The sequence below is a fragment of the Pseudomonas sp. BS3767 genome, assembly GCF_900099665.1.
Taxonomy (GTDB): domain Bacteria; phylum Pseudomonadota; class Gammaproteobacteria; order Pseudomonadales; family Pseudomonadaceae; genus Aquipseudomonas; species Aquipseudomonas cerasi.
Map to the genome: position 1 here is coordinate 346,310 of NZ_FNCX01000001.1, position 16,214 is coordinate 362,523.

The 16,214-nt window shown below is 60.9% G+C and carries 11 protein-coding genes; all 11 read left to right on the forward strand.

Features of this window, described 5'->3' with window-relative positions; all coding sequences use genetic code 11:
- The first annotated feature begins 47 nt into the window (after window positions 1-47).
- The 11 genes from BLR16_RS01415 to BLR16_RS01465 all read left to right on the forward strand — a co-directional run bounded on the left by BLR16_RS01415 (window position 48) and on the right by BLR16_RS01465 (window position 16,211).
- Complete coding sequence (locus tag BLR16_RS01415; protein WP_074807690.1) at window positions 48-2,456, forward strand: TonB-dependent receptor; 2,409 nt, start codon at window positions 48-50, stop codon at window positions 2,454-2,456.
- Window positions 2,457-2,804: 348 nt separating this feature from the next.
- Complete coding sequence (locus BLR16_RS01420; RefSeq protein WP_003372849.1) at window positions 2,805-4,181, forward strand: diaminobutyrate--2-oxoglutarate transaminase; 1,377 nt, start codon at window positions 2,805-2,807, stop codon at window positions 4,179-4,181.
- A 195-nt stretch (window positions 4,182-4,376) separates the two neighbouring features.
- On the forward strand, window positions 4,377-6,161 hold the full coding sequence (locus BLR16_RS01425; RefSeq protein WP_044308133.1) for an IucA/IucC family protein: 1,785 nt from the start codon (window positions 4,377-4,379) through the stop codon (window positions 6,159-6,161).
- Entirely contained in the window at window positions 6,154-7,362 is a 1,209-nt protein-coding gene (locus BLR16_RS01430) for a type III PLP-dependent enzyme (RefSeq protein WP_074807693.1), read from the forward strand. Before BLR16_RS01425 ends, BLR16_RS01430 begins: the two co-directional genes overlap by 8 nt.
- Window positions 7,359-8,765, forward strand: coding sequence for a DHA2 family efflux MFS transporter permease subunit (locus tag BLR16_RS01435; RefSeq protein ID WP_074807696.1), 1,407 nt, complete (start codon window positions 7,359-7,361; stop codon window positions 8,763-8,765). Before BLR16_RS01430 ends, BLR16_RS01435 begins: the two co-directional genes overlap by 4 nt.
- Before the next feature lie 21 nt (window positions 8,766-8,786).
- A complete protein-coding gene (locus BLR16_RS01440; protein ID WP_074807707.1) occupies window positions 8,787-10,646 on the forward strand; it encodes an IucA/IucC family protein in 1,860 nt (619 codons plus the stop codon).
- Complete coding sequence (locus tag BLR16_RS01445) at window positions 10,646-11,419, forward strand: HpcH/HpaI aldolase family protein (RefSeq protein ID WP_003433971.1); 774 nt, start codon at window positions 10,646-10,648, stop codon at window positions 11,417-11,419. Before BLR16_RS01440 ends, BLR16_RS01445 begins: the two co-directional genes overlap by 1 nt.
- 3 nt (window positions 11,420-11,422) lie before the next feature.
- A complete protein-coding gene (locus BLR16_RS01450) occupies window positions 11,423-13,306 on the forward strand; it encodes an IucA/IucC family protein (RefSeq protein WP_003433969.1) in 1,884 nt (627 codons plus the stop codon).
- Window positions 13,296-14,201, forward strand: a complete 906-nt coding sequence (locus BLR16_RS01455) for an ABC transporter substrate-binding protein (RefSeq protein WP_074807711.1) — start codon at window positions 13,296-13,298, stop codon at window positions 14,199-14,201. Before BLR16_RS01450 ends, BLR16_RS01455 begins: the two co-directional genes overlap by 11 nt.
- The gene (locus BLR16_RS01460) at window positions 14,198-15,187 is read left to right on the forward strand and encodes a FecCD family ABC transporter permease (protein ID WP_054081417.1); all 990 of its coding nucleotides are present in this window, start codon (window positions 14,198-14,200) and stop codon (window positions 15,185-15,187) included. The genes BLR16_RS01455 and BLR16_RS01460 overlap by 4 nt, the downstream gene beginning before the upstream one ends.
- Window positions 15,180-16,211, forward strand: coding sequence for a FecCD family ABC transporter permease (locus BLR16_RS01465; RefSeq protein WP_074807714.1), 1,032 nt, complete (start codon window positions 15,180-15,182; stop codon window positions 16,209-16,211). The genes BLR16_RS01460 and BLR16_RS01465 overlap by 8 nt, the downstream gene beginning before the upstream one ends.
- The last annotated feature ends 3 nt before the right edge of the window (window positions 16,212-16,214 follow it).

Here is a 16,214-nt window from a genome sequence, read left to right on the forward strand (position 1 = left end):
GCTGGTCATTCCAGGTAAGTGCACAAAAAATACGAGAGCTTCCCTCTATGTCCGCAGTGTCTTCCTACCGTTTGCGTCCACTTTTGCATTTCAGCCTGTTGCTGACGTTGAGTTCCAGTCCGTTATTCGTCTCGACCAGTTGGGCCGACACATCGGGCAGACGCGCCTATGAGGTGCCGGCCGGCAGCCTGAGCGCTGCGCTCACCCGTTTTGCCGGGCAGGCCGGGGTCAACCTGTCGGTAGACCCTGCGCTGGTGAATGGACGGAACAGTTCGGGGTTGTCCGGCGAGTTCGCGGTCGAGGAAGGCTTTGCGCGCCTGCTGCAAGGTTCCGGCCTGCAACTGATGCCCGTCGGGGAGCAGGCCTACACGCTGATCCCGGCACCTGACAGCGCCAGCGCAGGCCTGCAACTTGCACCCACCTCGATTGTCGGTGACAGCGGCTCTACGGATGGCCAGGAATACGCAGGCGGCCAAGTGGCACGCAAAGGCTCGCAAGGCATGCTGGGTTCGCGCGACTTCATGGAAACGCCGTTCAGCATGACCACCTACACCAAGGACGCGGTGAAAAACCAGCAGGCCCGAACCTTGGGCGACCTGATCGCCAGTGACCCGTCAGTGCGTGCCACCAACCCCGCAGGCGGGCGTTACGAGCAGTTCACGATTCGCGGCTTCAGCCTGTTCAACAGCGACGTTTCCTACAACGGCCTGTACGGCATTCTGCCCACTTACACGATCGACATGGAAATGGCCGAACGGGTGGATATCCTCAAGGGGCCGAGCCAGTTGATCAACGGCATTTCGCCGCGAGGCAGTGTCGGCGGCGGGATCAACGTGGTCCCCAAGCGCGCGACGGATAAACCGATCACCGAGCTCACCACCAGCTATGCCTCCAAGGGGCAGGTGGGTGCTGCAGTCGATGTAGCCCGTCGGTTTGGCGAAGACGACAAGTTCGGGATTCGTTTCAACGGCGTGAAGCAGTCCGGCGACACTGAATGGGATCACCAGAGCGTTGATCGCGACATGGCCGTTTTGGGCCTGGATTTCCGTGGTGATCGCCTGCGTCTGTCGACGGACATCGGGCACACCGAACGCGACACCGATGCTCCGCAGGAACGCGTGCAGGTCGGTGCCAACGCGAAGGTGCCCAACGCCAACGATGTGCGTGACAACTATGCGCAGTCCTGGAGCAAGGCGCGCACCAAGGATACGTTCGGCTCAGTGAATGCCGAATATGACCTCAGCGACTCGGTGATGCTCTACGGCGGTGTCGGCGCGCGCAAAAGTAACCATGACTTCCTGCGCCATGCGGTATCGGTCACCAACGATGCAGGCGACTTCAGCGTTCAACCACGCGATTTCACCCGTGACGAAAATGTGCGCACAGCCACTGCCGGCGCGCGCAGCTGGTTCACTACCGGGCCGGTCAGCCACGAGGTCAACCTGGCTGCCAGCTATTTCTATATGGACTTTGAAAACGGTGGTGCACGCTATGCGGCAGCGCCGAGCAATCTTTACAACCCGGTCGACACGCCGACACCCTCGAATCCCACGCGGGCCGACTCCAAGGTTTACACCGAGAACCGCTTCAGCGGTGTGGCGCTGACTGACACGCTAGGGTTTTTCGAGGACCGTCTGCTGCTGACACTCGGCGCCCGCTGGCAGCGTGTCAAGGTTGATGACTGGACCGATGGCGTGAAAGGCGACACCGCCTACGATGAGGAAAAGGTCTCACCATCAGGCGGCATCCTGTACAAGGTGACCGACGACTTTTCGGTGTACGCCAACTACATGGAAGGCCTGAGCCAGGGCAAGATCGCTCCGTCGACCTCGGTGAACGAAGACCAGATCTTCCCGCCGTTCGTCAGTCGTCAGGTCGAGGTTGGCGCCAAGTATGACCTGGGGTCATACGCCTTCACTGCCAGCGTATTCCGTATCAAACAACCGGCCTACGAGACCAATACCACCTCCCGTGTGTTCGGCCCGAACGGCAAGCGCCGTAACGACGGTGTCGAGCTGACCATGTTCGGTGAGCCGATGAAGGGCTTCCGTCTGCTGGGCGGGGTGATGTACATCGACAGCGATCTGACCAACACCGTCAATGGCACATTCGACGGCAACCGCGCACCGGCTACCCCCAAATACAACGTCAATCTGGGGGCCGAGTGGGACGTTCCGGGCGTAAACGGTCTGACCCTGACCGGACGGGGCATCTACACCGGCTCGCAGTATCTGGATCAGGCCAACAGCAAAAGCATCGACTCATCGGAGCGTTTCGACGTCGGTGCGCGGTATGCTTTCAAGGTCGATCAGAAGGACATCACACTGCGGGCCAACGTCGAGAACGTGATGAACAAGTACTACTGGAGCTCGGCCGGCGCGTCGGATGACAGCGAGCCGGGGCTGACCCTGTCGACACCGCGCACCTATCTGTTGTCGGCCACCATCGGTTTCTGAGTGGATACGCGACGCCCAGGGAAGGGCTCACGTGTATAGCGAACGACCGGCAGTCCTCATCGAGGGATAACCTGTGTGCAGTATTAAATAATAAACCTCAACACGGCGACACCACAGTCTGTTATTTAAATAGACTGCTTGGTCATATGCCAGAATAACAAATGGCCACTTTCAATAGTGGCACATTGAGTTATACCGATTAATTCTGTCGGTATAACTGTGTGCCTTATTCATTGTCAGGCGCGCAGAAACGTTCATTTAAATTTCATCTTTGTTTTCGAAATAATGGGTTGCACTTTTGGGTAAATGATAATAATTTGCATCCGGAAATCCAGCGAGGACTTACAGATGTTGAATAATGGCTTATTGCACTCTACGACGTCGCAGAAAACCAATGCCAACTATCTGGACAGGCAGAGCAAGTTTGAATCGAATGTAAGGAGTTACCCGCGCAAGTTGCCATTGGCGATAGCCAAGGCACATGGCGTATGGGTCACGGATGTCGAAGGCACCACGTATCTGGACTGCCTGGCCGGCGCCGGAACATTGGCACTGGGACACAATCACGAAGCTATCATGGCCAGTCTCGACAGCTTCCTGACCTCGGGCATGCCGATGCACACCCTTGACCTGACCACTGCGGTCAAGGACGCCTTCAGCGAAACGCTGCTGAGTCTGCTGCCAGGACAGGGGCGTGATTACTGCCTGCAATTCTGTGGTCCGTCCGGGGCCGACGCCGTCGAAGCCGCGATCAAACTGGCCAAGACCGCCACCGGCCGCCATAACATCATCAGCTTTTCCGGCGCCTACCACGGCATGACCCATGGCGCCCTGGCGCTGACCGGCAACACGGCGCCAAAAAACGCTGTCGCTAACCTGATGCCCGGTGTGCAGTTCCTGCCGTATCCCCACGAATACCGTTGCCCGCTGGGCATTGGCGGCGAGGCCGGCACTGAAGCACTGAGTTATTACTTCACCCAGTTCATCGAAGACGTGGAAAGTGGTGTGTCGCTCCCGGCCGCGGTAATTCTGGAAGCGGTGCAGGGCGAGGGCGGTGTCAATCCGGCACCTGCGGCATGGCTGCGCCAGATTCGCGAAGTCACCCGCAAGCACGGCATTCTGCTGATTCTGGATGAAGTGCAGGCCGGTTTTGGCCGTACCGGCAAGATGTTTGCCTTCGAACACGCGGGGATCGAACCCGACGTCATCGTCATGTCCAAGGCGGTCGGCGGCGGTCTGCCGTTGGCAGTGCTGGGTTTCAAACGCGAGTTCGACGCCTGGTCTCCGGGCAATCATGCCGGCACCTTTCGTGGCAACCAGATGGCCATGGCCACCGGCCTGGCGACCCTTGAAGTGCTGCAGCGACAGAACCTCGCTGGCCAGGCCGCAAAACGTGGCGACTGGCTCAAGGAACAGCTCGGTCTGTTGCAGCAACGCTATCCGGCGATCGGCAATGTGCGCGGCCGCGGCCTGATGCTGGGCATCGAGATTGTCGATGAGCGCAAAGCGGCTGACCGCCTCGGCAGCCTGCCGATGGACCCGGACCTGGCTGTCGCCATTCAGCAGCATTGTTTCAAACAGGGGTTGTTACTTGAACGCGGTGGTCGCAATGGCAACGTCATTCGCTTATTGCCGCCGTTGATCATTACCGAAGAGCAATGCCACTTGGTGATCCAGCGTTTTGAACAAGCGCTCAAGGCGGCACTGTCCCAGCTACGTAAATAAAAGTTTGTAATAAGCAAGGCATAAACAGCCCATCATCGTGACACTGATATCACGATTGAAACAACACCGCACACAACGTTTGGCTGGGCGAACTTATCGCCCCTCGACAGCTCGATTGTTGTGCCGCAAGCGATAAATCAACGTTTGTTGCGACGTCATTTGAACGGTCAGCGTAAAGGCGACTGTGGAGCAGACATGACTAATACCGATCGCACCGTCTTATCAAACATGGTGAGCGAGTTGGCAACCACTCGCGCGTTACTCAATTGCCTGATCAAGGAATTCGCACTGCCGGAAGAGTGCCTGCATTACACCTGGCCTGAAGGCATGCAAGGCATAGCGCCTGGCAGTTTCGTCGATGGCGGGCAATGGAAGGGCATTCCGCTCACCATCAGCCTGCCCAATCAGCAGCAGTTCTTTGTTCTGGTGGACCGCCGCGACCACCTGGGCAGCCATCGCTACCTTTCCGATGTCTACGCTCGTCAGGGGCAGGGCACCTGGCGCTGTCTGGCGTTCGCCGAATTCGCCCGGCAACTGCTGACCGCCTGTGAGCACATGACCCGTGCCAGCAATGACGAACTACTGGATCAGGTCCTGCAAAGCCAGCACCTGACTGCTGCCATCGTTGCGCACAACATGACCGGTCAGCATCCGGCACCGCTCAGCGGCTATCTGGCCAGTGAGCAGGGTTTGTGGTTCGGCCACCCCAACCATCCGGCGCCCAAGGCGCGCCTGTGGCCTGAGCATCTGGCGCAGGAGACCTACGCCCCGGAGTTTCAGGCGCAGACCGCGCTGCATCTGTTCGAAGTGCCGCTGGAAGGGCTGCGAATCACCTCCAATGGCTTGAGCGAAGCCGAGGTGATGTCAGGCTTCGCGGACCAATCGCGGGCCCGGCCCGGGCATGCGCTGATCTGCATGCATCCGGTACAGGCGCAACTGTTCATGCAGGACCGCCGCGTGCAAAGGCTGCTTGAGCTGGGGGATATCTCGGACCTGGGTGCCAGTGGGCTGCTGGCCAGCCCGACGGCGTCGATGCGCACCTGGTACATCGAGGGGCACGACTACTTCATCAAGGGTTCGCTGAATGTGCGCATCACCAACTGCGTGAGGAAAAACGCATGGTATGAACTGGAGAGCACGCTGATCATCGACGAACTGTTTCAGCGCCTGCAGCAGACTCGTCCGGAAACCCTCGGTGGGCTGTCCACAGTCGCCGAACCCGGTTCGATGAGCTGGGCGCCAAAAGGTGCGAGCGAGGCTGACGGTCACTGGTTCCGCGAGCAGACCGGCGCCATACTGCGGGAAAACTTCTGCCGCCGCTCCGGCGCCGACAGCAGCGTGATGGCGGGCACACTGTTCGCTCGTGATCTGCGTTCACGCCCGCTGGTGCACGACTTCCTCCAGCGTTTCAATGGAGGGGAGCTTGAGGACCAGCATCTGCTGGACTGGTTCGATGAGTATCAGGCCTTGCTGCTGAACCCGGTCATGGCGTTGTTCTTCAATCACGGCATCGTGATGGAGCCGCACTTGCAGAATGCGGTGCTGATTCACGACAACGGACGCCCGCAACAGCTGCTGTTGCGCGACTTTGAAGGCGTCAAGCTGACCGAAGAGCTGGGCATCAAGGCGATTCAGGTGGGGCTGCACCCGAGAATTCGCCAGTCGCTGCTCTACAGCCGCGAACAGGGCTGGAACCGCATTACCTATTGCCTGCTGATCAACAACCTGTCCGAAGCCGTGCTGGCCTTGAGCTGGGAGCGCCCGCACCTGGCACCACTGATGTGGCAGCGCGTCGAGCGCCAATTGCAGCGTATCCGTGATGAACTGGTGCTGCCTGCGCCCGAGCTGGACGCGCTGATCGCAGGCCAGTCGATTGCCTGCAAAACCAACCTCAAGGTCCGGCTCGCCGCCAAGGCCGACCGCGAAGCCAACTATGTGCGTCTTGCGTCGCCGTGGGCCACGGAGGCACGTTATGCATAAGGTGCCGGAAACCGTACTGGCGGCCATCAAGGAGGCTCGGGCGCTGGAAACCGATCCGCTGGCGGCCTTTGTCTACGATCTGGACGCGCTGCAGCAGCATGTCAGTGAAGTCATGGCGGCGCTGCCCGCCGGTGTCGAGCTGTATTACGCGATCAAGGCCAACAGCGAAGCGCTGATGCTGGAAACCCTGGCCCCGCTGGTCAGTGGCTTTGAAATTTCCTCTGGGGGCGAGATCGAGCGGGTGATGGCCTGTCCGACACGCAAGCCCTACGTGTTCTCGGGCCCAGGCAAACTTGATTCCGATCTGCGTTCGGCGTTGCTGAACAAGGTTGAAGCCATCCACCTGGAGAGCCTCAACGAAATCGCGCGTCTGCAACAGTTGGCAGAACAAGCGGGGCGCGTGCAGCCGGTGTTCCTGCGCATCAACCCGCAACTGCCCGCTGCGCAATCGAGCAGGCTGGCGATGGCCGGGACCGCGACACCGTTCGGGATTGACGAAGCGGATCTGGCCGAGGCGGTCAGACGCGTGGACAACGCCAGTCACCTGACGCTCAAGGGCTTCCACGTACACGCCATGTCGCATCAGATGTCGGTTGAACGTCATGAGCAACTGCTCGATTTCTACCTGCAGCGCTGGCCGGAATGGAAGGCTCTGGCCCGCGATCCGAGCCAGCTCACCCATTTCAACGTCGGCGGCGGTATTGGCGTCGATTACCTCAACAGTCAGCAGTTCGACTGGCAGCGGCTGTGCCGTTATCTGGAAAAACGCCTGGGCGAGCAGCACGACGCGCCGATCCTGCGCTTCGAGCCGGGACGCTTCATCAGTGCCTATTGCGGCTATTACGCCATCGAGGTGCTGGACAGCAAAACCAGCCACGGCGAGCATTTTCTGGTCTGTCGAGGCGGTACTCACCAGTTTCGCCTGCCGGTTGCGCAAAGCCATGACCATCCGGTTATCCACCTGCCGAATGCACCGCAGAGCACTGAGTCGTCAGAGCAGGCTTACACCATTGTCGGGCAGCTGTGCACGCCCAAGGATGTGCTGAGCCGTCGCCAGCCACTCAAAGGTGTGAACATTGGTGACCTGTTGGTCCTGCCGCTGGCGGGAGCCTATGGCTACAACATCTCCCACGCCGACTTTCTCTGCCATCCACGACCGTCACAGCACTTCGTGCGCAACGGTGAACGGGTTCGCCAATGAGTTTCAACGTCCCACGCCGCTGGGTGGTGTTCAACGTGCTGCTCGGTACGCTGACGGTCAGCCTGAGCAACAGTTCGCTTAACCCGGCGCTGCCGACCTTTATGGATGCGTTCAGGATCGGCCCTCTGCTGGCCACCTGGATTGTCGCCGGGTTCATGACCAGCATGGGCATGACCATGCCGCTGACCAGCTTCCTCAGTCAGCACATCGGACGCAAACGCCTGTATCTGTGGGGTGTGGCGCTGTTCATCGGCGGTTCGCTGTTGGGCGCGCTGGCCGACTCCATCGCACTGGTGATCACCGCACGGGTGGTACAGGGCATTGCCAGCGGGCTGATGATCCCGTTATCGCTGGCGATCATCTTCTCGGTGTATGAAAAGCACGAACGGGGCAGGGTGACCGGGCTCTGGAGCGCAGCAGTAATGCTCGCACCGGCGCTTGGTCCGCTGTGTGGCAGCCTGATGCTGGAGTGGTTCAGCTGGCGCTCACTGTTCCTGATGAATGTGCCCATTGGTCTGCTGGCACTGTTGCTGGGCGTCGGCGTGCTGCCGGACTCCGAGCCTGCCGAGCGCAAGCCGTTCGACCTGATCGGCTACCTGCTGGTGGCGTCGGGCATTGGCTTGCTGATGATCGCCATCAGCCGCATGCACCATGCTCAGGCGCTGCTCGACCCAGTCAATCAGGCCATGGTGCTGGTCGCGGTGGCTTGTCTGCTGGCGTTCGTCCGCGTCGAGTTGAGTCGCCAGGCACCGCTGCTGAATCTGCGCCTGTTCAACCTGCGCGGTTATCGTCTGAGCGTAATCATCGCCGTGGTGCAATCGGTCGGCATGTTCGAGTGTCTGGTGCTGTTGCCGCTGCTGGTGCAGAGCGTGCTGGGCTACAACCCGATCTGGACCGGCCTGGCGCTGCTGTGTACCGCCAGCTTCGCGAGCCTGTTCGGGCAGTGGGGCGGCAAGGCACTGGACCGCCATGGCCCGCGCACCGTCGTCGCCGTCGGCCTGCTGTTGACCGGCGTTTCGACCCTGGCGCTGGGCATGCTCAAGGCCGATGCCGCAATCGGCGTGGTGTTCGTGCTGATGATGATTCGTGGCGCCGGTCTCGGGCTCTCCTACATGCCGGTGACCACGGCGGGGCTCAATGCCTTGCCCGAGCCGATGGTCACTCAGGGCGCCGCGATGAACAACATTTCCCGCCGTCTGGTCGCGTCGCTGGCCATCGTCATTGCGTCGCTGTGGCTGGAGTTCCGCTTCAACACCGCGGGACCGGCCGCCACGCCCTCGGCCATCAGTGAAGTGTTCATCGCCACCGGCCTGCTGATCCTGCTGGCACTGCCCTGTGCCTGGCGTTTCCCCCTTAACGACGAGCGCGCCGAGGCCCAGCCCGACGCGGTCGAACCCCGATAATTTTTCGTTCGAGGTATGAACATGGCTACCCCTTTACCGCTGCAACGTAACGCCGCTTCGACAACGACAACGACGGGTACGGGTGCCTGGCTGGCTGACGTCAGCGCCGAGCGCTATCAGCAAGTGCAACGCCGCGTGATTGGCCAGTTGCTACAAACCCTGCTGTACGAGGCGGCGCTGCCTTATCGCTGTGAGCCGCAGGATGATCATCGGCATCGTTTTGCCGTGGCCGTCAGTGGCGGTGTGGAATACCACTGCGAGGGCCTGCTGAGCACCAGCTTTGAGCTGATCCGCCTCAATCACGCCACGCTTGAGCGGGTGGACAGTGCCGGCGAACGCAGCGTGCCGGATCTGCATCTGGCGTTGACCGAGCTGCTCAGCCCGTTCAAGGACAGCCCGCACCTGACGCGCTTCATCCAGGAAATCGAACAAACCCAGCTCAAGGACCTGCAGGCCCGTAATCAGGGTTATCAGCCCGCCAGGCCTGCGCATCAGCTGGATGTCGATGCGCTGGAGCAGCACTTCATGGACGCCCACAGCTATCACCCGTGCTACAAGTCGCGGATCGGCTTTTCCCTGGCGGACAATCGCCACTACGGGCCAGAATTTGCCACACCTTTCGCGGTGGTCTGGCTGGCCGTGGCGAAGTCCAGCGCCTCGGTCGGCCACTCGCGGAGCATGGATTTTCAGGCGTTCATCCGTCAGGAGCTGGGTACACAACGCTGGCAGGAAATAACTCGAGAACTGGCTGCGCAGGGCAAGTCCATCGACGACTATCAACTGATGCCGGTGCATCCGTGGCAGTGGGACAACGTCACGGTGTCGACTTTCTACCCGGAACTGGCCAGCGGCGAGCTGATTTATCTGGGCACCTCGACCGATCGCTACAAGGCTCAGCAGTCGATTCGCACGCTGGCCAACGCCAGTCAGCCACAGCGCCCATACGTCAAGCTGGCGATGAGCATGACTAATACCTCCAGCACGCGGATTCTGGCGCGTCACACGGTGTTGAACGGCCCGATCATCACCGATTGGCTGCACCAGTTGATCGCAACCGACAGCACCGCTCAAGCGCTGGATTTCGTGATTCTCGGTGAGGTGGCGGGGGTGAGCTTCGATTACCGCCATCTGCCGGAATCGCGTTCGGCGCAGACCTACGGCACGCTGGGTGCGATTTGGCGGGAAAGCCTGCATCAATACCTCCGGGACGACGAGCAGGCGGTGCCATTCAACGGCCTCAGCCATGTGGAAAATCGTTACGGTGATGGCCAGCAGACGCCTTTCATAGACGCATGGGTCAGCCAGTACGGGCTCAAGGAATGGACCCGGCAACTGCTGCAGGTCACGGTGCCGCCGATCATTCACATGCTCTATGCCGAAGGCATCGGCATGGAGTCCCACGGCCAGAACATCGTGCTGATCGTCAAGCAGGGCTGGCCGCAGCGCATCGCCCTCAAGGACTTCCATGACGGCGTGCGTTATTCACCTGAGCACCTCGGGCGTCCCGAACTGTGCCCGGAGCTAGTGCCGCTGCCCGCCAGCCACGCAAAGCTCAACCGCAACTCGTTCATCATTACCGACGACGTCAACGCGGTGCGCGACTTTTCCTGCGATTGTTTCTTCTTCATCTGCCTGGCCGAAATGGCGATTTTCCTGCGCCAGCAATACCAGCTGGACGAAGCGCTGTTCTGGCAGATGACCGCCGACGTCATTCTTGACTATCAGCAGGCTCACCCGCAGCACCGCGACCGTTTCGGGCTGTTTGACGTGTTTGCACCCTCGTACGAAGTCGAAGAGCTGACCAAGCGCCGCCTGTTGGGAGATGGCGAGCGCCGCTTCCGCTCGGTACCTAACCCACTGCATACCTACAGGCCGCAATGATGCTGAGGACCAATGCGCTCAAAAGCAGAGTTGCGGACGGACAGCCGGCACACGGGGTGATCAGTTCGATTCCGGCCCCGGCCGCCATCGAGTTGATCGCTGAAGCCGGGTTCGACTTCGTGATCATCGACATGGAGCACGTCCTGATCAACCCGGAAACCGTGGAAAACATGATCCGTGTGGCAGAGAGCTACGGCCTTACACCATTGGTGCGGGTCGCCGATCTCAACCCGAAAACCCTGCTGCGCCTGCTCGATGGCGGCGCGCAGGGCATCGTCTTGCCGATGATCGAGAGCCCTGAGCAATTGGCAGATGCGATTGCCGCCTGCAAGTACTACCCGCTGGGTCGTCGCAGCCTCAATGCCGGACGTCCCGGCTCTTTCGGCAAGCACAGCCTGGCGCAGTACGTGGAGGCCGCCAATCAACAGATCATGGTGGTGGCGATGATCGAAAGCGCCGAAGGCGTGCGACGTGCCGCCGAGATCGCCAGCGTGCCGGGGCTGGACATGATTCTTGAAGGCGCGGCAGACCTGTCGCAGTCACTGGGCATGCCCTGGCAGATCGATCAACCAGATGTACAAAACGCGCTGCTTGCAACCTGGCAAGCCGCCGACGCGGCGGGCATCGCTTATTGCGCGATCCCTCGTCAACCCGGTGACGCTGCCCGCTGGCAGGCTCGCGGGGTCAACACCTTTGTCCTCGGGGATGAGCGCGGCATTGCCTTTCGCGCGCTTCAGGCCCGCCTGGCTCAACATTCAGCAGAAGGAAAATAAACCATGAACTTCACTTCACTCGCCGCTGACCTGGTCATGCAGGATTTGGTCGATTGCCTGCTGGCTGAAGATTTCTTTGGTCGCGAGCCATTGCGCCTGCAGGACAGCAGCCAATGGCAACTGCGCCATCCACAGGCTCCGCAACTGGTGGAGCAGGGCAGTGCGCAGCAAATCTGGGAATGGTGCTGCGATGATTCGGAGCAGCGCTTTATCAGCATCGCGTTGCGCGCCGGTATTACCCAGCAATGGGAAAAAGTACCCGGTACGCCGGTACTGGGGCGACAGGACGAGCGCTGGACGCAGTTGTCGCCGGAAGACTTCATGAAGTGGGTGTTCGCCGGCAAGGCAACGCTGCTTCAGGACAGCGAGCGCCAGGACAACGAAAAGGGTATCGCGCTGTTTCTCGAGGTATTGCGTATCAGTGTCTGGCAGACCGCGCTGTCGCTGGACCACAAAGTCGACGAGCAGAACCTGATGGCTCAGGACGGCGCAACGTTCTTCAGGACCATGGAGCAGTGGGCGTCGCTGCGTGATCGCCCGTATCACCCGCTGGCCAAGGCCAAACAAGGCTTGAATGAACAGGAATACTTACACTATCAGGCCGAGTTCGCCCGGCCGGTAGCGCTGAACTGGGTGGCGGTCGACAAGACCTTGCTGCAATGCGGCGACGGCGTAGAGGACTTGAACGCATCGTTTCCGGCCCGCTATCTGCTGCCCGAGCACCTGCAAGCGGAGCTTGACCAGGAGATGCAGACGCGTGGCATTGCCGGCAGCCATGTTGCGCTGCCGGTTCACCCGTGGCAGTTCGAGCATGTTCTGCAGGCCCAGCTGGGCGATGCGTTCGCCAAGGGCGATTGCCAGCGGCTTGACTTCAATCAGGCGCAGGTCCACGCCACTTCGTCGCTGCGTTCGATGACACCGTGCTTCAACAGCGCTGACTACCTGAAGCTGCCCATGGCAATTTATTCGCTCGGCGCTTCGCGTTACCTGCCAGCGGTCAAAATGATCAACGGCGGGCTGAGCGAAAAACTGCTGCGCCAGGTGGTCGACAAGGATCAAACCCTGGGCCGTTCGCTGCACTTGTGCGACGAGCGCAAATGGTGGGCATTCATGCCGCCGCAAGCCACGTTGTTCGACGAAGGGCCCCGGCATCTTTCGGCGATGGTGCGCGGCTATCCGGCCGCCTTGCTCGATGATCCGGAGTGCCGCCTGCTGCCCATGGCGGCACTGGGCACACCGCTACCGGGGAGCAATCGGCATTTCTTCGACGAGTGGATGGACTATCGCGACCTGCCGCGCAATCAGGCTTCGGTACTGACACTGTTTCGCGAGTTGAGCCACAGTTTCTTCGACATCAACCTGCGCATGTTCCGCCTGGGGATGCTCGGCGAAGTGCATGGCCAGAACGCGGTCATGGTCTGGAAAGCCGGACAGGCGCAAGGGCTGTTGTTGCGTGACCACGACTCGTTGCGTATTTTCGTGCCCTGGCTGGAGCGCAACGGCATGCACGACCCGGAGTATCGCATCAAGAAAGGTCATGCCAATACGCTTTATCATGACCGTCCCGAGGACTTGCTGTTCTGGCTGCAGACACTGGGTATTCAGGTAAACGTGCGGGCAATCATGGATACGCTGGCGCAGGTGTATGACGTGCCTGTCACAGCGCTGTGGACCGTATTGCGTGATGTTCTGGATAATCTGATCACAACCATCGAATTTGACGACGAGGCGCGTGGCATGATCAGGCAACAACTGTTCGAAGCCCCCAACTGGCCGCAGAAACTTCTGCTGACACCCATGATCGAGCGCGCGGGCGGTCCGGGCAGCATGCCGTTCGGCAAGGGCGAAGTGGTCAACCCGTTCCACAGGTTACGCCGTGCAACCTGACCGAACCCTGCATCCTTCGCGGCGCACAGTGTTGCGCCTTTCGCTGGGGTTACTGGCGCTGCCTGGCATTGCCCGGGCAGCGCCGCTACGCGTTGTCACCCTGTTTCAGGGGGCGTCCGATACTGCCGTGGCTCTGGGCGTGACGCCTTGCGGCGTGGTGGATTCGTGGAGCGAAAAACCGATGTATCGCTACCTGCGCCCGGCGCTGGCGGCGGTACCGCATGTGGGTCTGGAAACCCAGCCGAGCCTTGAAGATATCGTGCTGCTCAAGCCGGACCTGATCGTCGCCTCACGCTTTCGTCATCAGCGCATTGCACCGTTGCTGGAACAGATCAGTACGGTACTGATGCTTGAAGAGGTGTTCGAATTCAAGCGCACCCTGGCGATGATGGGTGCGGCCCTGCAGCGTCAACAACTGGCCATCGCGCTGCTCGGGCAATGGCAACAGCGTGTGGCAGCGCTGCGTGGCCAGTTGCAGGCGAAGTTCACCGGACGCTGGCCAATCACCGTGTCGGTGCTCGACATTCGCGAAGACCATATCCGTAGCTATCTGCCGGCCAGCTTTGCTGGCTCGGTGCTCAGTGAACTGGGCTTTGCCTGGACGCCCGCGGCCCGCCAAGCCACGGGCGTGTCCCTTAAACTCAGCAGTAAAGAGAGTTTGCCTGTGGTCGATGCGGACCTGTTCTTCGTCTTTCAGCGCGCGGACAGCACCGCCGCGCAACACACTTACGACAAGCTGGTAGAGAACCCGTTCTGGCAACAGTTGCGGGCAGTACGCGACGTTCAGGTATGGCGCGTGGATGCCGTCGCCTGGAGTCTGTCCGGCGGCATTCTGGGCGCCAACCGCATGCTTGATGAAATCGCTCGCGTGGCGCTGGCGGATAGCGCCTCATGACGGCTGCGGTAAAACTGGGCCTGGGGCTGTTGGTACTGGTAGCGTGCATGGGGCTGAGTCTGGCCACCGGGGCCACCTGGATATCGCCCGCTGCCATTGTGCGAAGTGCCTGGCAGCCCGATGCGCTGAGCGCTATCGAGCACGTGCTGCTCGACACACGGCTGACACGCACCCTGATGGCCGTCGCAGTGGGCTCTAGTCTGGCGGTTGCCGGGGCGCTGATGCAGGCGCTGACGCGCAATCCGCTGGCATCGCCTGGCCTGTTCGGCATCAATGCCGGCGCGACGTTTGCCATCATCGCCTGTTCGTCGCTGCTTTCACTGTCGTCCATGAGCCAATGGCTGTGGTGCGCGTTCATCGGCGCTGCGGTGGCGGGCACTATTGTCTGGGTCATCGGCAACCGGGGGCAGGGCAGCCTCAATCCATTGCGCATCGTATTGGCTGGCGCAGCGATCACTGCCTTGTTTACCGCATTCAGTCAGGCCTTGCTGGTGGTCAATCAGGACGGTCTGGATACCGTGCTGTTCTGGTTGGCTGGCTCCTTGTCGGAGCGCGAACTGAGCACTGCTGCGCCGCTGCTCTTCTGCGTGGTCATGGGGCTTGTCGGTGCACTGGTGCTGGCGGGGCAGGTCAACGTGCTCAACACCGGGGAATCCATCGCGACGGCTTTGGGACAGCGTACGGGGCTGATTCGCCTGATGATGAGCGTGGTGATCATTGCCCTGGCAGGCAGCGCCGTGGCGCTGGCGGGCAGTATCGGCTTCATCGGTCTGCTGGTGCCGCACATGGTGCGCAAGACGCTGTCCATCGACCATCGCTGGCTGCTGCCCGGCTGTGCGTTGCTGGGCGCGACGCTGTTGTTGCTGGCCGACACCCTGGCACGAGTGGTGATTGTCCCTCAGGAAGTGCCGGTGGGTGTAATGACTGCGCTGTTTGGTGCGCCGTTTTTCATTGCGCTGGTTCGGCGGGGGGCGCGCTATGGATAAGCATGTCACCGTGCGCTACCGGAGCTTTTCCCGGCAGTTCAGCCTGACAGTGTTGACGCGTTTGCTTACGGGTCTGGCGCTGACGCTGCTGGTTGCCTTGATCTCGCTGGCCGCGGGCAAGATCAACCTGTCGCCCACGACCCTGCTGAGTGTTTTTACCGGCCAGGCGGACGCCAGCCTGGTGTTCATCGTTGAACAACTGCGCATGCCCCGGCTCGCCCTGGCCGCACTGGTCGGTGCGGCCCTGGCGGTGTCCGGGCTGATCCTGCAAAGCATCATTCGCAACCCGCTGGCCTCACCGGATCTGTTAGGCATCACCAGCGGTGCCAGCGCCGCAGCCGTGTTGTACCTGTCATTCTTCTCGACTGCACTGGGCGCGCAGTTTCTGCCCCTGGCGGCGATCTCCGGCGCAGGCCTCGCGGCGCTGGTCATTTATCTGCTGGCCTGGAATCAGGGCGCTTCACCCTTGCGTATGGTGTTGATCGGGGTAGGGGTGTCGGCTTTGCTGGCTGCGGTCACCACGTTCATTCTGGTGTTCAGCCCGTTGACCACCACCTTGTCGGCTTATGTCTGGCTGACCGGTAGCGTGTATGGTGCCAGTTGGCCGGAGCCCCGCGCGCTGGCCGGCTGGCTATTGTTGACGTTGCCGCTGCTGGCGCTGCTCGCCCGTCAGGTGCGCATGCAACAACTGGATGACGCGCTGGCCCAGGGCATCGGCGTGCGCGTGCAATGGTTGCGTGCCGGTTTGCTGCTGGTGAGCGTGGCGCTGGCCGGCCTGGCGGTCGCCTGGGGCGGGGCGATTGCCTTTGTCGGGCTGATAGCGCCTCATATCGCCAAACGCCTGATGCCGCCGGGGTTCGTCGGTCAGGCGCTGATGGCGGCGCTGATCGGTGCCAATCTGGTGATGCTTGCCGATCTGGCCGGGCGCACGCTGTTTCTGCCGCTGGATCTGCCCGCAGGGATTTTTGTCGCGGTGCTGGGCACACCGTTTTTTCTGTACCTATTGATCAACCAGCGGCATTAAGGA